Here is a 20,936-nt window from a genome sequence, read left to right as displayed (position 1 = left end):
GATCAGCTCCGCCGAACCGGGCCCGGCCACGGACGGCAGTGGCGCGCCGAAGGTCGTCGCCGAAGGCGTCCCTTCATCTGTTCGTCCTGACCCGCGCCCGATGTCGGACGGCCGGTACATCGTCGCCAATCTGCACATCCGCGCCCCGTACGGCGCGGTCCCCTCCGCGCGCTCGCACTGCGCCTGCGGACGGGATGAGACCGCGTACGGGCCCCGGCAGATCCTCGCGCTCATCCAGCGCCACACCGATCACCGCACCGCCTGCCCCCTGCGGGCCGACGACAGGAATGCAGCCGCATGACCCTCACCACTGTCCAGTCCGCCCCCACCGCCACCGAGGCTCCGGAGCCGACGCCGGAGGGAGCGGCCCTCCTCGACGCGGTGGAGGCCTTCCACCGCCGCTTCAACGTCTTCCCCAGCGAGGCCGCGTACGTGGCCGTCGCCCTGTGGGACGCGCACGCGCACCTCCTGGAAGCGTTCGACGCCACGCCCCGGATCGCATTCCTGTCGCCGGAGCCCGGATCGGGCAAGTCCCGCGCGCTGGAGATCGTGGAGACGCTGGTGCCCGCGCCGATGGTGGCGGTCAACGCCTCCCCGGCCGCGCTCTTCCGCGCCGTCTCCGGCGGCGATGGACGGCCCACGATCCTCTTCGACGAGATCGACACCGTCTTCGGCCCCAAGGCCGGGGAGAACGAGGAACTCCGCGGGTTCATCAACGCCGGGCACCGCCGCTCCGGCGTCACCTACCGGTGCGTCAGCGACGGCGCCGGCAACCAGTCCGTCGTCGGCTTCCCCTCGTACTGCGCGCTCGCCGTCGCCGGACTGGGCAACCTGCCCGACACCATCCTGACCCGCTCCGTCGTCATCCGCATGCGCCGCCGCGCCCGCTCCGAGAAGGTCGAGCCGTTCCGCGCCCGCCTGCACACCGCCGAGGGGCACGCCCTCAGGGACCGGCTGGCCACCTGGGCCGACAACGTCCGCGACCGCATCACCGGCGCCTTCCCCGTCATGCCCGACGGAGTCACCGACCGGCCGGCCGACGTCTGGGAGCCGCTCCTGGCCGTCGCCGACGCGGCCGGCGGGGACTGGCCCGACCGGGCCCGCGCCGCATGCCTGGAACTGGTCACCGCCGCCGAAAGCGACGACAAGGCCAGCCTCGGCATCCGGCTCCTGACCGACCTGCGCGACCACGTCTTCGGCGACATCCCGCGCCTGCCCACCGCCGCCGTCCTCGAACAGCTCCGCTCCCTGGACGAAGCCCCCTGGGGCGACATGAACGGCCGCCCCCTCGACGCCCGCGGACTCGGCCAGATGCTCCGCGAGTACATGACCGGCAGCAACCGGCCCATCGTCGCGCGAAACATCAAGACCGGCGGAACCGTGCTGAAGGGCTACTACGCCGACGACCTCGCCGACGCCTGGAGCAGGTACTGCCCGCCCCCCGGTTCCTGAAAGTCCGCTACCGCCGCTACCGCCGCTACCTCGCAGGTCAAAGCACCTGCCGAGGTAGCGGCAAGACTCTGAGGTAGCGGCAAAGATCCGCTACCTCACCCCGCCACCGACCCCGCACCCACCCCGGGCCGGTGGCGGCAGCCATCCGCTACCGCTACCCCATCCGCTACCGACACACCCCGCCTGACCTGCGCGGTAGCGGAGTAGCGGCAGTAGCGGACATCTGAGAGGGGCCCCAGCCCCGGACGAAACGAGGGGATCACGCTGAACGCACTCCCTGACCAGTTCCTCAGCCCGGACGACGTGGCCGACCTCCTGAAGGTCCCCGTCGAAACCGTCTACCAGTGGCGCAAGAAGCGCACCGGCCCGCCCGGCTTCCGTGTCGGCAAGCACACCCGCTACCACCCCCAGGCGGTCCTCGACTGGATCACCCAGCAGATGGCAGACGACATCAGCACCGCCGCCTGATCACACCCCACCACCACGAGGGCGGGCCCACCCCGGGCCCGCCCTCTCCTCGTCCTTCAGGAAGGCTCCTCAGTGGCAGGGCACATCCAAGACCGCTGGTACAAGACAGAGAAGGGCCCCAACGGCAAGCCTCACCGGGTCAAGACCGACCGGCACGGCACCGGCATGCGCTACCGGGCCCGATACATCGGCCCGGACGGCACAGAGAAGTCCAAGAGCTTCCCGGACAAGCAGAAGAGGCTCGCCGATCAGTGGCTCAACGAGACGGCCGCCGACATGGCGCGGGGTCAGTACGTCGACCCGCGCGCCAGCCGGATCACCTTCCAGCAGTTCGCCGAGAAGTGGGTCGCCACTCACACGACGGAGATCAACAGCCGTGAAGCGGCGGAGCGGCGTCTGCGACTGCACGCTTACCCGTACATCGGCACGCGCCCCGTCCCCTCCTTCCAGCCCGGCCACATCCGCACGTGGCTCGGCGAGTTGGAACAGCACGTGCGCGCTTCGTCTCACCGCCGGATCATCTTCGGGACGGTCTCGGCCGCGTTCTCCGCCGCTGTCGATGACGGGCTGATCGCCAAGAACCCCTGCCGCGCCCGGTCCGTCCAGATCCCCAAGCCCACGCAGCCCCGCGTGAAGCCCTGGAACACGACGCAGGTTCTGGCGGTCCGGGCCGCTCTGCCCCGGCATCTGCGTACGGCGGTGGACCTCGCCGGCGGGTGCGGCCTCCGGCAGGGTGAGGTTTTCGGGCTGGATGAGGCCGAGGTGGACTTCGAGGGCGGCTGGCTCCGCGTGGAGCACCAGCTGAAGCGGATCCGGGGGAAGTACGTCTTTGCCCTGCCGAAAGGTGGGAAGACCCGCGCGGTACCTCTTCCCGAGTCGGTGGCTGCCGCTCTCCTCGCTCACCGGAAGGCACACCCACCGATCAGGGTGACTCTTCCCTGGCGGACTCCCGACGGGCCGCTCGTGACGAAGTCACTCTTCTTCTCCGGTGAGGGGGGCGACTTCGTTCGGGTCAGCTACTTCAACGACTTCATGTGGAAGCCCGCCCTCTCGCTGGCGGGCATCATCCCGCCGGCCGAGGATGGCGAGCGCTACGCGTCCGCGCGACAGCACGGCATGCACGCCCTGCGGCACTTCTACGCGTCCGTCCTGCTGGACTCCGGCGAGAACATCCGAGCCCTGAGCCAGTACCTGGGACACGCCGATCCCGGCTTCACCCTCCGGACGTACACGCACCTCATGCCCAGCAGTGAGGGCCGGACTCGGAAGGCCGTGGATGGTCTCTTCCTTGCCCCTCCGGACCATGATCACGGCCCGGAGACGGCCCAGTAGGGACGCTGCGGCCCCGGTTGGCGGAATATTCGCTGGTCGGGCCGCCCCACCCAGGAAGAATGGAACTCCATCTATTTCTGGCCGATCTACACCGGCCAGACCCTGCCCATGGACTCGTGGCGTGGCCGGATGTGGCTGGATACCTGGATCTGACCGATACCGACAGGTAAGGTCCCTTCCCTATGTTCTTTGAACACGTTCAGAGGACGGGGGCTCCTGGGGAGGGGACGCATGAACGGGGCGACGAAGGGTGCCGTCATCGGCGGGGTGTTCCTCGCGATGGTCGGCGGAACGGCATACGGGGTGTACACCCTGGTCGGGGAGAGCGGCGACGCGGGCGGCGGTACGCGGACCAGCGCGGCGCCTGCCGGCGGCGCGAGCGGACCGGTCACCGGCAAGGAGGCCGCCGCCACCGCGCGGGCCTTCCTCGCCGCCTGGGCGGCCGGTGACGACCGCACGGCCGCCGAGCTCACCACCGACGCGCAGGCCGCGCGGGCCGCGGTGGCCGACTACAGGGCCAAGGCGATGGTGTCCAAGGCCGTCATCACCCCCGGCACCCCGGACGGCACCACCGTGCCGTTCAGGGTCGAGGCCGAGGTCGGCTCCGGGGGCACGGCCAAGCCCCTCGCCTACGACTCGCGGCTGACGGTCGTACGCGGCGTCAGCGACGGCAAGCCGCTCGTCGACTGGCAGCCCTCGGTGATCCACCCGCAGCTCCAGAAGGACGAGAGGCTGCGCACCGGCACCCCGGCCAGCCCGCCGGTCAAGGCGGTCGACCGCAACGGCAAGGAGCTGACGGCCGAGCAGTACCCGTCGCTGCGGCCGGTGCTGGACTCGCTGCGCAAGACGTACGGGGACAAGGCCGGCGGCACGCCCGGCGTCGAGCTGTGGATCGAGCCCGCCGCCCAGGACGCGCCCAGGCGGAGCCTGCTGACGCTGGTGGAGGGCCGGCCCGGGGAGATCCGGACCGTCCTGGACGCCGAGGTGCAGGCGGCGGCCGAGAAGGCCGTGGCCCAGCACGCCGAGGCCTCGGTCGTCGCCGTCCAGCCGAGCACCGGCGACATCCTGGCGGTGGCCAACCACCGCAGGGACGGCTTCAACGCGGCGATGCAGGGCCGGCGGGCACCCGGCTCGACGATGAAGATCATGACGGCGGCGATGCTGCTGGAGAAGGGTCTGGTGGCGGCGGACCGCCCGGCGGAGTGCGCGCCGAGCGTGTCGTGGGACGGCAAGCCGTTCCGGAACCTGGGCGGCTTCTCGCTGAAGGGGCAGCCCTTCTCGACCAGTTTCGCCAGGTCCTGCAACACCGCCTTCATCGGCCTGATCGACGAGGTCGGCGACAACGGCGCGCTGCCCCGGGTGGCCAAGGAGGCCTTCGGCATCGGGCTGGACTGGAAGACCGGCATCCCGTCCCAGGACGGCAGCGTGCCGGTGACCTCCGGTGCGGCGGCGGCCGCCGAGTACATCGGCCAGGGGCCCGTCCTGATGAACCCCCTGAACATCGCCTCCGTCACGGCGACCGCCCGGACCGGGGTGTTCCGTCAGCCGGTGCTGGTCAAGGCCTCGCTGGACGGCCGCACCCTGGCCTCCGCCCCGCGCTCGCTGGCGCCCGGCGTGTCGGCGCAGCTGGTGCGGATGATGAAGCAGGCGGCCGCCCCCGGTGGCACCGCTGCGGGGGCCATGTCCGCGGTCGGCGGATCCGACAAGGGGGCGAAGACCGGCTCGGCGGAGGTCGACGGCGCGGCTGCTCCGGACAGCTGGTTCACGGGCTTTAGGGGTGACGTGGCGGCGGCCGCGATGGTCGAGGGCGGCGGCCACGGCGGCGACAGCGCGGGCCCCGTCGTCGCGAGCGTGCTGAACGCCTCCTGACGACTGCACGGGGCGGGCCGGGTCGGGCGGCGGGCCGCGGGCGGGGGCGGCCGGGCCGCGGCGGGCGGCGGGCCGGGGCGGGCGGGGCCGCCGACGGGCCGGGGCGGCGTAAAACGCCTCGCCCGCGCCCCCCGCGCGGCGCTAGCGTCCGGGCATGACGACCACCACCGTGCACCCCTTGTTCGCCCGGGCCCTCACCGAGCTGGGCCTCGACCTCGACGTCCGCTCCTTCCCCGAAGGCACCCGTACGGCCGCCGACGCCGCCGAAGCGATCGGCTGCGAGCTCAGCCAAATCGTGAAGTCGCTGGTCTTCGCGGCGGACGGCGTCCCGGTGCTGGTCCTCATGGACGGCGCCTCCCGGGTGGACGTCGAGGCCGTACGGCGTCAACTCGGCGCCGCGAAAGTCACCCGCGCCGACGCCGCCCTGGTCCGCGAGACCACCGGCTACGCCATCGGCGGCGTCCCGCCCTTCGGCCACCGCACCCGTACCCCGGTGCTGGCCGACCGGTCGCTGCTGGAGCACGACGAGGTCTGGGCGGCGGCCGGCACCCCGCACACCGTGTTCCCCATGGCCCCGCGGGAACTCATCGCGCACGCCGCGGCCGCGCTGGCCGACGTACGCGAAACCGCCTGACCGCCGCGCACCCCCCGGCGCACGCGAGACCGCCTGACCGCCGCCGCGTCGGCCGGCGGCGTCAGAGGCAGGACCGCAGCGCCCGCACCAGCGCCTGCGCGCGCGGGTCGGCGGTGACGGACTTGGCGTGCGCGTTGGTGACGTAGCCGAAGCCGATGCCCGCCTCCGGGTCCGCGAACGCCAGGGACCCGCCGCGCCCCGGATGGCCGAAGGAGGCCGGCGACAGCAGCGGCGACGCCGGGCCGTGCAGCATGTAGCCCGGGCCGAAGCGGGTGTTCACGACCAGCACCCGGTCGGGCCCGGACGCGAACTCCGTACCGGCCAGCGCGGTGGTGGCCGGGGTGAAGATCCGCGCCCCGTCCTCCACCACGCCGATGGTCGCCGCGTAGAAGCGGGCCAGGGCGCGCGCCGTGCCGATGCCGGCGGAACCGGGCAGCTCGGCCGCCTGGTAGACGGGGTCGTTCTCGTCCGGCAGGGGATCGATGGCGGCGAAGGCGCGCCGGGTGAGGGAGTCCGGGTCGGCGTACGCCTCGGAAACGTTTCTCCTCGGCCGGGTCTTGAGCAGGCCAGCGCCCGGCGGCGGCTCGACCGGTGCCACCCGGCCCACCCGCGCCGCCTCGCCCTCCGGCAGGCCGATCCAGAAGTCCAGTCCCAGCGGCTCGGCGATCTCCTCCGCGAGGATCCCGCCGACGGTACGGCCCGTCGCCCGCAGCACCAGCTCGGACACCAGCCAGCTGAAGGTCTGCGCGTGGTAGCCGTGCTCGCTGCCGGGCTCCCAGAAGGCCTGCTGCGCGGCGACCGCGCGCGCCCCGCTCACCCCGTCGGCGGCCTGCGCGGTGGTCAGTGCGCGCTCCAGCGCGGGGACGCCGGCCTGGTGGGCCAGCAGGTGGCGGACCAGCGCCTTCCCCTTGCCGCCCGCCTCGAACTCGGGCCAGTACGAGCCCACCGGCGCGTCCAGGTCCAGCAGTCCGCGCTGGTGCAGCAGCAGCGGGACGGCGGCGGCGACGCCCTTGGTGGCGGAGCGCACGATCGTGGCGGTGTCCTCGGTCCAGGGTCCGGCGGCGCCGCCGTCCGCGTCCTTCGTGCCGCCCCACAGGTCGACGACCTTGCGGCCGTCGCGGTACACGGACACGGCCGCGCCCCGGTCCCCGAGGACCTCGAAATTACGCGCGAAGGCGTCTCTGACGGGCTCGTAGCCCCCGGTCACCACACCCTGGATGTTCACGAGCAGACCAACAACCGCCGTCGCCCTCTTATGCCACGTCCGGATCAGCGGCCTCCGCTTACCCGGCGGCAACCGACCTCGGGTCGAAGCCGAACGGCAGCTCGAGGCGGTGCCGCCGCATCAGCGCGTCGTCGCACAGCAGCTCCCCCGTACGCCCGTCGGCGGCGATGACCCCCTCGCTGAGGATCACCGAGCGGGGGCACAGCTCCAGCGCGTACGGCAGGTCGTGGGTCACCATCAGCACGGTGACGTCCAGCGAGCGCAGGATGTCGGCGAGCTCGCGCCGCGAGGCCGGGTCCAGGTTGGAGGAGGGCTCGTCCAGTACGAGGATCTCCGGCCGCATCGCCAGGACGGTCGCCACCGCCACCCGGCGCCGCTGGCCGAACGACAGGTGGTGCGGGGGCCGGTCGGCGAAGGCCGCCATGCCGACCAGGTCGAGCGCCTCCCGGACCCGTTCCTCCAGTTCCGCGCCCCGCAGCCCGGCCGCGGCCGGGCCGAAGGCCACGTCCTCGCGCACGGTCGGCATGAACAGCTGGTCGTCGGGGTCCTGGAAGACGATGCCGACCCGGCGCCGGACCTCGGCGAGGTTCCGCTTCTCCACCGGCAGCCCGGCCACGGTCACCGAACCGAGGCCGCCGCCCAGGATGCCGTTGAGGTGCAGCACGAGGGTGGTCTTGCCCGCCCCGTTGGGGCCGAGCAGCGCCACCCGCTCCCCTCGGCCGACGGTGAGGTCGACCCCGAAGAGGGCCTGGTGCCCGTCCGGGTAGGCGTAGGCGACCCCGGACACCTCCAGGGACGGCGCGCCGGAACCGGCGGGAGGGACGGAGGAAGCGGAAGGGGCGGAAGGAGACGTCACAGCGTCCATCCCATCAGACAGACGGCGAGCGCCGTCACCGGGAGCACGGCCGCGTACGCCCACTGGGCGCGCGTGGCCGTGACGTCGTCGATCACCGGCATGGAGCCGGCGTAGCCGCGGCTGACCATCGCGAGGTAGACCCGCTCGCCGCGTTCGTAGGAGCGGATGAACAGGGCGCCCGCCGTCTTGGCGAGCACTCCCCAGTGCCGGACACCGCGCGCCTCGAACCCGCGCGAGCGCCGGGCGACCGACATGCGGCGCAGCTCGTCGGTGATGACGTCGCCGTACCGGATCATGAAGGAGGCGATCTGCACCAGCAGCGGCGGCAGCTTCAGCCGCTGGAGTCCCAGCAGCAGCGCGCGCAGTTCGGTGGTGGAGGCGAGCAGCACGGAGGCGGCCACGCCGAGGGTGCCCTTGGCCAGGACGTTCCAGGCGCCCCAGAGGCCGGAGACGCTCAGGGACGTGCCGAGCACCTCCACCCGCTCGCCCTGCGACACGAAGGGCATGAGCACCGCGAAGAGGACGAACGGCACCTCGATCAGCATGCGCCGGAGCAGGAAGCCGGCGGGGATCCGGGCCGCCGCCGCGACGCCGGCGACGAGGGCGGCGTAGGCGGCGAAGGCCCACATGGCCTCGCGCGGGGTGGACACGACGACCACCACGAACGCGAACGTCGCGGCGATCTTGCAGTGCGGCGGCAGCCCGTGCACGGGCGAGTGCCCGTGCCGGTAGAGCTTGTGCGCGTGCCCGGCACCCATGTCAGGGAGCCGAGGGGGCGGCCGTGGAGGTCGCGGTCAGGTCCTGCGCGCGGCGCCGGCGCACGGCCCAGAAGACACCGGTGCCGACGCCGACGGTCGCGCCGACGCCGATGACGCCCGCCAGTCCGCCGGACAGCCGCGCGTCGGAGACGTCCTTGACGCTGTAGTCGGCGAGCGGGGAGTCGGCGGCGGCGTGCTCCTCGACCTTGCTGTCGATGCCCTTGTCGGCGGCGACCTTCTCCAGGCCGTCGGGGCTGGCGGAGGCGTAGAAGGAGACGAAGCCGGCCAGGACGAGGGCGGTGGCGAGGCCGGTCAGCCACAGCGCGCGGGTGGAGCGGGGGGCGGCAGCGGCGGGCACGGGCGCGGCGGCGGGCGCGGGGGCGTCGACCAGCTCACCGCCGACGCGCAGCTTCAGCGGGGTGGTCAGCCGGCGCGCGCCGTGCACCAGGTCGGGGCGTACGGCGATCACGGCGCCGACGGTCGCGGCGGTGATGGCGGCCTCGCCGATGCCGATGAGGACGTGGACGCCGACCATGGCGGTGACGACCTTGCCGATCGGGACGTCGGTGGTGCCGCCCAGCGCGTAGAGGGCGGTGAAGGCGGCGGCCGCGGCGGGGACCGAGAGCAGGGCGCCGGCGAACGCGGCGACGGTGACCGAGCGGCGGCCGGCGGGGAGCAGCTTCAGGAGCCCGCGGAAGACGGCGTACGCGACGACGACGGTGACGACGGACATGGTGAGGACGTTGACGCCGAGCGCGGTCAGGCCTCCGTCGGCGAAGAGGATGCCCTGCATCAGCAGGACGACGGACACGCACAGCACACCGGTGTACGGGCCGACGAGTATCGCGGCGAGGGCGCCTCCGAGGAGGTGTCCGCTGGTGCCGGCGGCGACCGGGAAGTTCAGCATCTGCACGGCGAAGATGAAGGCGGCGACGAGCCCGGCCAGCGGGGCGGTGCGTTCGTCGAGCTCGCGGCGGGCGCCGCGCAGGCTGACCGCGACGGCGGCGGCGGCCGCTACTCCTGCGGCAACCGAGACGGGTGTGTCGATGAATCCGTCGGGCACATGCATGGAGAAGCTCCGCTTCCTCTTTCTCGCACAGGTCTTTAACCGTTCAAGAGTAGTGCCCAGTTGCAAATGGTTGGCAAGAGCAGCCAGGTCACAAATGGATCCGTGCGCTTTCGTGGGAATGTGCGAGGCTTGACGGACAAACGGACGCAAATGTTCCGATTTCAAGGAGTCTTGTCGATGTCAGCCACCGCCGAGAATCCACCAGCACGCTCCGGCTCGACCGCGGGCGCCGCCTCCACCACGACCGCGACGGTCACCAAGACGGCGACCGCCCGGGCCACCGCGACCGCGGCCGGCACCGCCGTCGAGGAGCGGGTGCGGGCCCGCGTGATCACCGACGACCCCCTCTACCGGGCCATTCCCGTGGCCCTCCGCTTCACCGCCGCGGAGCCGCTGGCCGTGCGCGTGGTCTTCCCGGCCGAGCTGTCCCCCGAGGACACCGACAACGAGTGGGTCTTCCCCCTCGCCCTCCTGGAGACCGGCCTGCTCGCCCCCTCCGGGACCGGGGACGTACGCGTCTGGCCGTGCGGGCGCGTACAGGTGGTGGTCGAGTTCCATTCGCCGGAGGGCGTCGCGGTCCTCCAGTTCGACAGCGCCGCACTGCGCCGCTTCCTGCGCCGCACGTACGCCACCGCCCGGACGGCGTAACCGAACGCCACCGGCCCCGCACCTGGGTTCCAGATGCGGGGCCGGCGTTCTGCGGGTGTGGGTTTCCGGGCCCGAAGTTGACGCCACCGGTTGACCCGGCCGGGCCCGGCGTTGGAGCCGGGCCGGCCCGGGCGCCCGTCAGGCGTCGACCAGCTCGCGCCGCTTGTCGGGGTCGCCCGGCGAGCCGGCTCCCGACTCGCCGAGGTGCCTGCGCAGGCTCTCGCCCTCCACGTCCACGTCGGGCAGGATCCGGTCGAGCCACTGCGGCAGCCACCAGGCCTTGTGGCCCAGCAGCGCCAGCACCGCCGGAACGATGGCCATGCGGACCACGAAGGCGTCGAAGAGGACGGCCACGGCCAGGCCGAAGCCGATCATCTTCACCATCGAGTCGTTCGCGCCGAGGAAGCCGGAGAAGACGGCGATCATGATGACCGCGGCGGCCACCACCACCCGGGCGCTGTACTGGAAGCCGGTCACCACGGCCTGCCCCGGGCGCTCGCCGTGGACGTACGCCTCGCGCATGCGGGTGACCAGGAAGACCTCGTAGTCCATCGCCAGTCCGAAGACGACACCCACCATGAAGATCGGCATCATCGACATGATCGGGCCGGTCTGCTCCACGCCGAAGAGCGAGCCCAGCCAGCCCCACTGGAAGACCGCGACGACCGCGCCGAGGGCCGCGACGACCGACAGCAGGAAGCCGAGGGCCGCCTTGAGCGGGACCAGGATCGAGCGGAAGACCAGCATCAGCAGCAGGAAGGCGAGGCCGACGACGAGTGCCAGGTAGGGCAGCAGCGCGTCGTTCATCTTCTGCGAGAAGTCGATGTTCATCGCGGTCTGACCGCTGACGAGCACGTCCTTGCCGTTGCCCTCGCGGATCGAGTGGACCAGGTCCTCGGTCTCGGCGGAGGAGGGCCGGTCCTTCGGGATCACGCTGACGATCGCGGCGTCCTTGGCCTCGTTCTGGAGCGGGGGCATCACCGCCGCCACCCCGTCCAGGCCCTTGATCCGTTCGGCGGTGCGGTCGGCCAGCGCCTTGTCACCGTCGACGACCACCATCAGCGGGCCGTTGAAACCGGGGCCGAAGCCCTCGGACAGCATGTCGTACGCCTTGCGCTGGCTGGTGGAGACCGGCTTGGAGCCGTCGTCCGGCAGGCCCATCTCCAGCTTGCTCGCCGGGATCGCGATGACGCCGAGGCCGATCACACCGGCCAGCAGCACCACGACGGGGCGGCGCAGCACGAAGCGGGCCCAGCGGGTGCCGCCGTTGGCCTTGGGTTCGGCGCCGGCCGGACGGCCCTTGCCGAACAGCTTGCTCTTCTGGCCCGCCGGGAGCACCTTCCTGCCCGCGAAGCCCAGGATCGCCGGGACCAGCGTCAGGGCGACCAGTACCGCGATGACCACCGTCCCGGCGGCGGCGACACCCATCTTCGTCAGCATCGGGATGTTGACGACGGCCAGGCCCACGAGGGCGATGACCACGGTCAGACCGGCGAACACCACGGCGGAGCCGGCGGTTCCGGCGGCGCGGCCGGCGGCCTCGTCGCGCTCACGGCCCTCGGCGAGCTCCACGCGGTAGCGGGAGACGATGAAGAGCGCGTAGTCGATGCCGACCGCGAGGCCGATCATCATCGCCAGGGTGGAGGTGGTGGAGCCGAGGTCGAGGACGCTGGCGAGCGCGGTGATCGAGGAGACGCCGATGCCGACGCCGATCAGCGCCGTCAGCAGCGGCAGGCCGGCCGCGATCAGCGAGCCGAAGGTGATGACGAGGACGATCCCGGCGATCAGGATGCCGATGGCCTCGCCGGAGCCCGTTTCGGGGGCCTCCATCAGCGCGTCGCCACCGATCTCCACCTGGAGACCGGCCTTCTGGGCGGCGTGCCCGGAGTCCTTCAGGGCCTCCCGGGTGTCGTCCTTCAGCTCCATCCCGCTGACCTTGTACTTCACGCTGACGTAGGTGGTGGAGCCGTCCTGGCTCACCGCCTTCGTCTGGTACGGGTCGTCGACGGTGGCGATCTGGGCGGCGCCGGCGCCGCTCTTCAGGCCGGAGATCAGCTTCTCGACCTCGGCCTTGGGAGCCGGATCGGTGACCTTGGCGCCCGCCGGGGCCTTGACGACGATGCGGGCGGTCGCGCCGTCGGCGGACATGCCCGGGAACTTCTCGTCCAGCAGGTCGAAGGCCTTCTGGGCCTCCGTGCCGGGTATGGAGAACGAGCCGGAGGTGGGCGCGGGGGCCGTCGCGGCGCCGAAGCCCGCGGCGACGAGCAGCGCCACCCATATGAGGGCGACCAGGCCGCGGCGCCTGAAGGCACCGCGCCCGAGCCGGTAGAGGAAGGTAGCCACGTCGTGGTTCTCCCGATTCAGGTCGTGGGATGGATCCGGGACGGATCTGGGCGTGGAAAGCCGGCCCGACGACGAGAGCGGCGTGTCAGGAGCAGCAGGAAGGACGTTCTGTACTTCTGTGGAGCTGTACTTGCGGAGCCGTGGGGCCGGGGAGCCGGCCCCGGGCCAAGTACCCGGGCGGGACGTCAGACGCCGAGGGCGGGGAAGACCACGGCGTCGATGAACCGGCCGAGGAAGGTCCGGTCGACGGACCGGTCCTCGATCAGCGGGAGGGCGATGAACGCCCCGATGAGCATGTGCGGTACGAAGTCCAGCGCCGGACAGTCCGGCCGGACCTCACCCCGCTCCACGGCGCGCCGGAGCATCGCGTGGAGACCGTTGATCTCCGGGTCGACCAGCAGGTCGCGCAGTGCCCGGTGCAGCTCCGGACTCTCGTGGACGGCATGGGCCAGACCCCGCATCAGCGCGGTGTCCTTGGCCATCTGCGCGTCGTCGGAGCACTCGACCATCTTCGCGAAGTCCCCGCGCAGGCTGCCCGTGTCGATCTCCCGGAGGGAGACCGGCTGGGTGCACCGCAGGGCCTTGGCGACCAGCTCCGGCTTGCTCCCCCACTGGCGGTAGAGGGTGGCCTTGCTGGACTTCGTACGGGCGGCGACCGCGTCCATGGTCAACGCCTCGTAGCCGACCTCGCGCAGGAGGTCGAGGACCGCCCCGTGGAGTTCGGCCTCCCGTTCGGGGGTGATCCGGCTGCGCCGGGCCGACATCACGTCGCCCACCCGGCAACCTGCCTTCATCGCGTCCACCTCCGAACGAAACGGTTCCGTACTCCTCAGAGACTACCTCCCCGGCCTAACGAAACGAAACCGTTCCGTTTCGCTGGAGGCGTGGCGTGGGTCACTCCGCACCTCACCCGCACGGGTGGCGACCGCGTCACCTGTACGAGTTGCCGCGCCCCCCTGGCGCGGAAAGCATTGGGGGGTGAGTCACGACGTCGCGTACCTCCGCTTCCCGCACCTCCACGACGACCTGCTGTGTTTCGCTACCGAGGACGACCTCTGGATCGCCCCGCTGGTCCCCGACGGCCAGACCCCCGGCCGGGCCTGGCGCCTCACCGTGGACCGCACCCGGGTCGGGCACCCGCGCTTCTCCCCGGACGGACGGCACATCGCCTTCACCACCTGGCGCAGCCTCGACCCCGAGATCCACCTCGCCCCCGTCGACGGCGGCCCGGCCCGCCGGCTCACCCACTGGGGCTCCACCGACACCCGGGTCTGCGGCTGGGACCCGGACGGCAACGTCCTGGCCGTCTCCTCGCACGGACAGCCCTTCTCCTACTACTCCTGGGCCTACAAACTGCCCACCGACGGCAGCCCGGGCGGCCGCCTCCCCTGGGGCCCGGTCTCCGACATCCAGGTCCTCGACGTCGACGGCGAGCACCGCAGCCTGCTGCTGACCGGCAAGCCCCCGCACGAACCCGCCGCCTGGAAGCGTTACCGGGGCGGCGCCACCGGCCGGCTGTGGCTGCACGGGCAGCGGCTGCTGGAGGACCTCGAGGGCCACCTCGAAGCACCGATGTTCGTGGACGGCAGGATCGCCTTCCTCTCCGACCACGAGGGCGTCGGCAACCTCTACTCCTGCCTGCCCGACGGCACCGGACTGCGCCGCCACACCGACCACGACGAGTTCTACGCCCGGCACGCCTCCAGCGACGGTTCCCGCGTGGTCTACCAGTGCGCGGGCGACATCTGGCTCGTCGACTCCCTCGCCGAGGGGGCCTTCCCTCGCAAGCTGCCGGTCCGGCTCGGCGGCCCGCGCGCGGGGCGGCGTACGTACCAGGTGCCGGCCGCCAGCAACGTCGACTCGCTGTCCGTGGACACCACCGGACGGGCCAGCGCCGTCGTCGTGCGCGGCAGCCTGTACTGGCTCACCCACCGCGACGGGCCGGCCCGCACCATCGCCGACACCCCGGGCGTACGGGTACGGCTGCCCGAGATGCTCGGCAGCAGCGGGCAGGTCGCGTACGTCACCGACGCCGAGGGCGAGGACGCGATCGAGATCGCCTACCTCCCGCGCGCCTCCGGCGACCGCGAGCCGCGCCGGCTGGCCTCGGGCGAGCTGGGCCGCGTCACGGAGCTCGTCTCCGACCCCGACGGGGAGCGGCTCGCCATCGCCTCCCACGACGGGCGGCTGCTGCTGCTCGACGCCACGGAGGAGTCCAACGGGGAGGTCACCGAACTCATCCGGTCCATCAACGGGCCCGTCACCGACCTCGCCTTCTCCCCCGACGGCTGCTGGCTGACCTGGTCGCACCCGGGCATCGGACGCTCCCTGCGGCAGATCAAGATGGCGAAAATCTCCGGCCCCGGAGCACGCGCGGTCGTCGACGTCACCAACGGCCGCTTCGAGGACGAGAACCCGGTCTTCACGCGGGACGGCCGTTACCTCGCCTTCCTGTCCTGGCGCGGCTTCGACCCGGTGTACGACGTGCACACCGGCGACCTGTCCTTCCCGCTGGGCTGCCGCCCCTACCTGGTGCCGCTCTCCTCCGCCACCCCGTCCCCCTTCGCCTTCTCCCCCGACGGACGGCCCGCGGCCGGCGGGCTCGATCCGGTCGAGGGCGAGTCCGGCGAGGGCGACGGCACCGTCACGGTGGAGGTCGAGGGCCTCGAGAACCGCGTCACGCCCTTCCCCGTCTCCGCGTCGAAGTACTCGGCCCTGCACCCGGTGCACGGCGGCGGACTGGTCTGGCTGCGCTGGCCCATCTCGGGCGCGCTCGGCGAGACCTTCGCCAACCCGGCCGACACCAGCGGCAAGCCCACACTGGAGCACTTCGACATGACCAAGGCCCGCAAGAGCGAACTGGCCTCCGGCCTGGACTGGTTCGCGGCCAGCGGCGACGGCACCCGCCTCGTCCTCTACGACGACGGCGACCTGCGCGCCGTCCCCGCGACCGAGTCGGGTGACGGCGACTCCACCGTCTACCTCGACCTGCGGCGCATCCTGCACGAGGTCGACCCGGCGGCCGAATGGCGCCAGGCCTTCGAGGAGGCCGGCCGCATCATCCCGGCCTACTTCTGGGAACCGAAGATGTGCGGAATCGACTGGGACGGCGTACTGCGCCAGTACCGCCCCCTCGTCGAACGGGTGGCCTCGCCCGACGAGTTCGCCGACCTGCTGCGCGAGGTGCTCGGCGAACTCGGCACCTCGCACGCGTACGTCTCCCCCGCCCGCCGCAACGAGGGGCCGCCCCACTACCAGCGGGCCATCGGGCTGCTCGGCGCCAACTTCGTGCACCGGCCGGAGGGCTGGGTGGTCAAGCGGATCCTGCCCGGCGAGTCCTCCGACTCCAAGGCCCGCTCCCCGCTCGCGGGCACCGGCATCCGCGAGGGCGCGGTCCTCACCCACGTCGACGGCCGCCCCGTGGACCCGGTCGCCGGGCCCTATCCACTGCTGTCGGCGGCCGGCGGCACCACCGTCGAGCTCACCTTCCAGCCCGCCGAGGGCGAGGGCCGGGCCCGGCGGGTCGCGGTCGTACCGCTCATCGACGAGCGGCCGCTGCGCTACCAGGACTGGGTGTCCAAACGCCGCGCGGTGGTCCGCGAAGTCAGCGGCGGACGCTGCGGCTACCTGCACATCCCCGACATGGGCGGTTCGGGCTGGGCGCAGTTCAACCGCGACCTGCGCATGGAGATGTCCCGGCCCGCCCTGATCGTGGACGTACGCGGCAACGCGGGCGGGCACATCAGCGAACTGGTGGTGGAGAAGCTCACCCGATCGATCCTCGGCTGGGACCTGACGCGCAACGCGCAGCCCGTCTCGTACGCGTCCAACGCGCCCCGCGGGCCGATCGTGGCCCTGGCCGACGAGGCGACCTCCTCCGACGGGGACATGATCACCGCCGCGTTCAAACTGCTGGGTCTCGGCCCGGTGGTGGGCCAGCGCACCTGGGGCGGGGTCGTCGGGATGACCGGCCGGCACACGCTGGGAGACGGGACGGTGATCACGGTCCCGATGAACGCCGCCTGGTTCCCGGAGTACGGCTGGTCGGTGGAGAACCACGGCGTGGAGCCGGACCTGGCGATCCTGCGCACCCCGCTCGACTGGGCGGAGGGGCGGCACGCGCAGCTGGACGACGCCGTGCACCTGGCGCTGGAGCTGCTGGAGCAGGACCCGGCCGCCGTGCCGCCCGGCTACACCGACGTACCGGACCGCCGGCGCCCGAAGCTGCCGCCGCGGGAGTAGGGCGGCGGGAGCGGGCGCGGGCGGCGCACGCGGCACGCCGAAGGGGCGTGATCCGGAGTCCGGATCACGCCCCTCGGCGACGTGCGGGGTGGTTCAGTGGTTCAGTGGTTCAGTTCCGGCGGTTCAGGTCCGGTCGTCGAGCTCGTCCCTGAGGTCGTCGAACGACTGCGTCTGCGACTGCGGCTTCGACCTCGCGCTCGAGCCCATGTCCTTCTTCTGCTTGGCCTTGGCGGTGCGCTCGGCCATCTCGTCCTTCGCGCCCTGCCCGGCCTTCTCTGCCCGGTCCTTGATCTCGTTCGCCTTGTCCTGGAACTGGTCCTTGATACCCATGCTTCTTCACTCCGTACGGGGTGTCGGTGGTGGGGCCTCGACCAGACTGACACGACGTGACAAACCACGCATTTCGATCAGCGGCGCCGGGAGCGCTCCTGTTCGTCGGCCGCCCCGCCGGCCCCGACGAGCCCCGTGGTGACCTCGCCGAGCCTCGGTCCGACACGCCTCATCTCCCGCACGCCGGCCGCCGCGATGACCGCCGGCAGGTAACCGCGGACCCCCTGCATCCCGCGGAGCCACCACTGCGCGTACACGTGCGCCGAACGGCGTTCGATACCGGCCACGATCCGCTCGACCGCCGGACCCAGCGGATAGGTGCGGTTCGCGGGCCACGGCAGCCGCCGGCGCAGCTCGCGCATGACCTCGTCCTGGTCGGCGCCGCGCACCATGTCGGTGTCGGTCCAGGAGAGGTAGCCGACCCCCACCCTGACGCCCTTGTAGCCGACTTCGGCGCGCAGGCTGTGCGCGAAGGCCTCGACGCCGGATTTGGAGGCGCAGTACGCCGTCATCATCGGCGCCGGGGTGATCGCGGCGAGCGAGGCGATCTGGAGGAAGTAGCCGCGGCTCTCCATGAGTACGGGCAGGAAGGCGCGGGCGGTGACGGCACCGCCGATCAGGTTGACCTCGATGACACGGCGCCAGGCCGCGGGGTCGGAGTCCCCGAACGGTCCGCCGGCGGCGACGCCGGCGTTGGCGACGACGATGTCGACTTTTCCGAAGCGCTCCTTGACCTCCCGCGCGACCCGGGCCATGGCCTCGTGGTCGGTGACGTCGGCGTGCCAGTGGCCGCTGTCGGTGTGCAGCCGTTCGGAGACCTCCTTGAGCGCCTCCGGCTCCAGCCCGACCAGGGCCACCTTGGCCCCGCGCGCGGACAGCTTGCGGGCGAGCAGCTCGCCGACCCCGCGGGCGGCGCCGGTGACGACGGCGACCTGGCCTTCCAGACTCCTGCGAGCGTTCACGCGGTCTTCTCCTTCTCTGCGTCGGATGCGGCGGACGGACCGGGGACGGTGCCGAGGTGACCGGGAGCGGGCGCGCCGGGGTGACCGGGAGCGTCCGCGGCGGGGTGACCGCAAGCGTCCGCGGCGAGGTACCGGCCCGTCAGCTCCCGCAGGGCGGCGGTGACGGCCTCGGGTGCCTCGACGGGGGTCATGTGCCCCATGCCGGTCAGTTCGGTGAGGCCCACGCAGTGCGGCAGCGCCGCCGCGAGCCGCCGGGCGTGGGCCACCGGGGTGAGCCGGTCGTCCCGGCCGGCGATGACGGCGGTCGGTACGGTGAGCCGGACCAGTCCGGCGTCCAGGTCCAGCCCCGCCAGCACCGCGGACCAGGCGTGGCGCACCGCCGCCGGGCAGGCGTGCACGATGCGGGCGCAGGCCTCCACCCGGTCGGGCGCCGAGCCGGCACCCATGGTCGCGTACTTGAGCACGGCGCGGGCGACGGGCGTGACGGGTCCGAGCGGGGCGCGCGAGGCGAGCACCGCGCGGGTCGCGCGGGTCCTCGCACGCCCGGCGCGCAGGGGCAGCACGGTCGCCTCGGCGACCAGCCGCGAGCTGCCGGTGCTGCACAGCAGGGCGGCCGCGGCGTGCTCCGTGAACTCGGGGCGGCCGGCGGCGGCCATGACGGTCATGCCGCCCATGGAGTGCCCGGCGATCACGGCCCGTTCCCCCGGGGCGAGGGCTGCCTTCAGCACGGCGGCCAGGTCGTCGGCGAGGGCGGTGGTGCTGTAGCCGGTGGCCGCCGGGCCGGCCGCCGGGCTGCGGCCGTGGCCGCGCTGGTCGTAGGCGATGACCCGGTGGTCGCGGGCCAGGTCGTGGATCTGTGCCGCCCAGAAGGCGGTGGAGCAGGTCCAGCCGTGGGCGAGCACGACCGCCGGAGCCCCTTCCTCCCCGTGCACCTCCACGTGCAGCCGGGCCCCGTCGGCGGATACGGCGACCAGTTCGCGGGCGGCGGCCGGGGGCGCGTACCGGCCGGTGGTGACGTGCCCGGGCCGGCTCACGCGGCACCCTCCGCCGCCGGGGCGGCCGCCGCGGAGGCGGGAGCCGTGGCGGCGGGAGCCGTGGCGGCTGCGGCGCGGCCGCGCTCGGGCACGCGTACGCGCACGACCTCGTACTCGGACAGGTCGACCGTGCGCGTCTCCCGCCGGAACTCCCCCGTCGTCCCCGGCCAGACCGTGGTGTTGCGGCCCTGGGAATCCAGGTACCAGCTGGTGCAGCCGCCGGTGTTCCACACCGTCCGCTCCATCCGCGCCTGGACGCGCCGGTTCCACTGGTTGACGGCGGACGGGCGGGCCGCGAGCGCGGTGCGCCCGCCCGGGCCGCTCCCCTCGAGGAGGGAGAGCTGGCGCAGGTAGTCCGCCATGTAGTTCAGCTGGGACTCGATCATCAGGATCATCGAACTGTTGCCGAGGCCGGTGTTCGGTCCGATGATCGTCATCCAGTTGGGGAAGCCGGCCGCGGTCGCCCCGCGCAGCGCCTGCATCCCGTCCTTCCACGCGTCCGCGAGGGTCTGCCCGTCGGCCCCGACCACCCGGTCGGCGATCGGCATGTCCGTGACGTGGAAGCCGGTGCCGAAGACGATCGCGTCCACCTCGGTCTCGGTCCCGTCGTCGGCGACGAGCACCGAGCCCCTGATCTCCTTGAGCCCGGAGGCGACCACGTCCACGTCGGGCCGCGCCAGCGCCGGGTAGTACTCGCTGGAGAGCAGGATCCGCTTGCACCCGATCCGGTAGGAGGGCGTGAGCCTGGCCCGCAGCGCCGGGTCCTTGATGGAGCGCGCCATGTTGGCCTTGGCGAGGGATTCGATCAGCCCGAGCTGGTTCGGCCGCTTGGTGAAGGCGCTGACCTGGATCTCGCGGATGCCCCACAGCAGCCCGCGGCGGGCCGCCTGGGTGAAGGGCAACTGCCGGTGCAGCCAGCGCTCGGCGGTGCTGATGGCGCGGTCGGTGCGCGGCAGGACCCACGGCGGGGTGCGCTGGAAGAGCGTCAGGCGGGCCGTCCGGGGGGCGATGGCGGGCACGATCTGGATCGCGGAGGCGCCCGTACCGATCATCGCGACCCGCTTGCCGCTCAGGTCGTAGTCGTGGTCCCAGCGCGCGGAGTGGAAGACCTTGCCCGGGAACTCGGCGAGCCCGGGGACCTCGGGCGTCTTCGGGTCGGACAGCGGTCCGGTCGCCGACACCACGACGTCGGCGGTCAGCGCGCCCGCCGAGGTCTCGATGTCCCAGCGCAGCTCCTGCGCGTCCCAGCGCATCATCAGGACCTCGTGGCCGAGCCGGATGTGCCGGCGCAGCCCGAACGTGTCGGCGACGTGCTCCAGGTAGGCGCGGATGGCGGGCTGCCCGGAGAAGGTCCGCGGCCAGTCCGGGTTGGGCGCGAACGAGAAGGAGTACAGGTGGGAGGGCACGTCGCAGGCGCACCCCGGGTAGCTGTTGTCGCGCCAGGTGCCGCCGACGGAGTCGGCCCGTTCCAGTACGACGAAGTCGGTGATCCCCTCCCGCCGCAGCCGCACGGCCGCGCCGAGCCCGCCGAAACCGGACCCGATCACCGCCACGCGTACGTGCTCACGCCCGCTCCCGCCGGCCGTCCTGCCTTTGCCGCCCATGCCCGCCGCCTTCCGCATCGCCATCCGAACCGCAACGTTGCCAGCAATCACTGGCACAATCGGGAGAGTAGAGCAGCCCCGTACCCATGGGTAGGGGTCGCGCCGGGAAA

General features: G+C 72.6%; 18 protein-coding genes. 8 read left to right on the top strand and 10 right to left on the bottom strand.

All coding sequences use genetic code 11. The features are described 5' to 3' along the window. Positions 1-100: 100 nt before the first annotated feature. The 6 genes from ACZ514_RS22340 (at position 101) to ACZ514_RS22315 (ending at position 5,755) form a co-directional block, all read left to right on the top strand. Positions 101-301: a hypothetical protein gene (locus ACZ514_RS22340; protein ID WP_469125473.1), complete on the top strand. Its 201-nt coding sequence runs from the start codon at positions 101-103 to the stop codon at positions 299-301. After that, positions 298-1,452 (top strand): DUF3631 domain-containing protein, encoded by a 1,155-nt coding sequence (locus ACZ514_RS22335; RefSeq protein WP_469125472.1) that lies wholly within the window; start codon positions 298-300, stop codon positions 1,450-1,452. Before ACZ514_RS22340 ends, ACZ514_RS22335 begins: the two co-directional genes overlap by 4 nt. 258 nt (positions 1,453-1,710) lie before the next feature. Continuing rightward, positions 1,711-1,920, top strand: a complete 210-nt coding sequence (locus tag ACZ514_RS22330; protein WP_469125534.1) for a helix-turn-helix domain-containing protein — start codon at positions 1,711-1,713, stop codon at positions 1,918-1,920. 72 nt (positions 1,921-1,992) lie between these two features. Then, complete coding sequence (locus ACZ514_RS22325) at positions 1,993-3,252, top strand: tyrosine-type recombinase/integrase (RefSeq protein ID WP_469125471.1); 1,260 nt, start codon at positions 1,993-1,995, stop codon at positions 3,250-3,252. A gap of 231 nt (positions 3,253-3,483) precedes the next feature. Continuing rightward, positions 3,484-5,121: a penicillin-binding transpeptidase domain-containing protein gene (locus tag ACZ514_RS22320; RefSeq protein ID WP_469125470.1), complete on the top strand. Its 1,638-nt coding sequence runs from the start codon at positions 3,484-3,486 to the stop codon at positions 5,119-5,121. A 154-nt stretch (positions 5,122-5,275) separates the two neighbouring features. Then, on the top strand, positions 5,276-5,755 hold the full coding sequence (locus tag ACZ514_RS22315) for a YbaK/EbsC family protein (protein WP_468167691.1): 480 nt from the start codon (positions 5,276-5,278) through the stop codon (positions 5,753-5,755). Positions 5,756-5,816: 61 nt separating this feature from the next. Here the strand turns inward: ACZ514_RS22315 and ACZ514_RS22310 are convergent, their stop codons facing one another. From ACZ514_RS22310 to ACZ514_RS22295, 4 genes are read right to left on the bottom strand one after another with little or no spacing between them, the layout of a single operon-like run. After that, positions 5,817-6,980 (bottom strand): serine hydrolase domain-containing protein, encoded by a 1,164-nt coding sequence (locus tag ACZ514_RS22310; RefSeq protein ID WP_468167689.1) that lies wholly within the window; start codon positions 6,978-6,980, stop codon positions 5,817-5,819. Between the two features lie 58 nt (positions 6,981-7,038). Then, positions 7,039-7,845 (bottom strand): energy-coupling factor ABC transporter ATP-binding protein, encoded by an 807-nt coding sequence (locus tag ACZ514_RS22305; protein ID WP_468167687.1) that lies wholly within the window; start codon positions 7,843-7,845, stop codon positions 7,039-7,041. Continuing rightward, positions 7,833-8,594 (bottom strand): cobalt ECF transporter T component CbiQ, encoded by a 762-nt coding sequence (gene cbiQ / locus ACZ514_RS22300; protein ID WP_469125469.1) that lies wholly within the window; start codon positions 8,592-8,594, stop codon positions 7,833-7,835. Before cbiQ ends, ACZ514_RS22305 begins: the two co-directional genes overlap by 13 nt. A gap of 1 nt (position 8,595) precedes the next feature. Next, positions 8,596-9,663 (bottom strand): energy-coupling factor ABC transporter permease, encoded by a 1,068-nt coding sequence (locus tag ACZ514_RS22295; RefSeq protein WP_469125468.1) that lies wholly within the window; start codon positions 9,661-9,663, stop codon positions 8,596-8,598. Between the two features lie 177 nt (positions 9,664-9,840). Between ACZ514_RS22295 and ACZ514_RS22290 the strand changes: the two genes are divergently transcribed. After that, positions 9,841-10,311, top strand: a complete 471-nt coding sequence (locus ACZ514_RS22290; RefSeq protein WP_469125467.1) for an SsgA family sporulation/cell division regulator — start codon at positions 9,841-9,843, stop codon at positions 10,309-10,311. A 138-nt stretch (positions 10,312-10,449) separates the two neighbouring features. Here ACZ514_RS22290 and ACZ514_RS22285 read toward each other — a convergent pair whose 3' ends face one another. Continuing rightward, positions 10,450-12,654, bottom strand: a complete 2,205-nt coding sequence (locus ACZ514_RS22285; protein ID WP_468167679.1) for an MMPL family transporter — start codon at positions 12,652-12,654, stop codon at positions 10,450-10,452. Between the two features lie 185 nt (positions 12,655-12,839). Further along, positions 12,840-13,418 (bottom strand): TetR/AcrR family transcriptional regulator, encoded by a 579-nt coding sequence (locus ACZ514_RS22280; RefSeq protein ID WP_468167917.1) that lies wholly within the window; start codon positions 13,416-13,418, stop codon positions 12,840-12,842. Between the two features lie 214 nt (positions 13,419-13,632). Between ACZ514_RS22280 and ACZ514_RS22275 the strand changes: the two genes are divergently transcribed. Then, on the top strand, positions 13,633-16,896 hold the full coding sequence (locus tag ACZ514_RS22275; RefSeq protein WP_468699383.1) for a S41 family peptidase: 3,264 nt from the start codon (positions 13,633-13,635) through the stop codon (positions 16,894-16,896). A gap of 123 nt (positions 16,897-17,019) precedes the next feature. Here the strand turns inward: ACZ514_RS22275 and ACZ514_RS22270 are convergent, their stop codons facing one another. The 4 genes from ACZ514_RS22270 to ACZ514_RS22255 form a co-directional block, all read right to left on the bottom strand. Then, on the bottom strand, positions 17,020-17,226 hold the full coding sequence (locus tag ACZ514_RS22270) for a hypothetical protein (RefSeq protein WP_468167675.1): 207 nt from the start codon (positions 17,224-17,226) through the stop codon (positions 17,020-17,022). Positions 17,227-17,303: 77 nt separating this feature from the next. Further along, positions 17,304-18,188: an SDR family oxidoreductase gene (locus ACZ514_RS22265; RefSeq protein ID WP_469125466.1), complete on the bottom strand. Its 885-nt coding sequence runs from the start codon at positions 18,186-18,188 to the stop codon at positions 17,304-17,306. Next, positions 18,185-19,222 carry an alpha/beta fold hydrolase gene (locus ACZ514_RS22260; RefSeq protein WP_469125465.1) on the bottom strand — a complete coding sequence of 346 codons (1,038 nt, stop codon included), beginning with the start codon at positions 19,220-19,222 and terminating at the stop codon, positions 18,185-18,187. The genes ACZ514_RS22265 and ACZ514_RS22260 overlap by 4 nt, the downstream gene beginning before the upstream one ends. Beyond that, entirely contained in the window at positions 19,219-20,844 is a 1,626-nt protein-coding gene (locus ACZ514_RS22255) for a flavin-containing monooxygenase (RefSeq protein ID WP_469125533.1), read from the bottom strand. Before ACZ514_RS22255 ends, ACZ514_RS22260 begins: the two co-directional genes overlap by 4 nt. Positions 20,845-20,936 lie beyond the last annotated feature (92 nt).

The sequence above is a fragment of the Streptomyces sp. NPDC034086 genome, from assembly GCF_055575515.1.
This window is presented reverse-complemented; position numbering and strand designations above follow the sequence as displayed.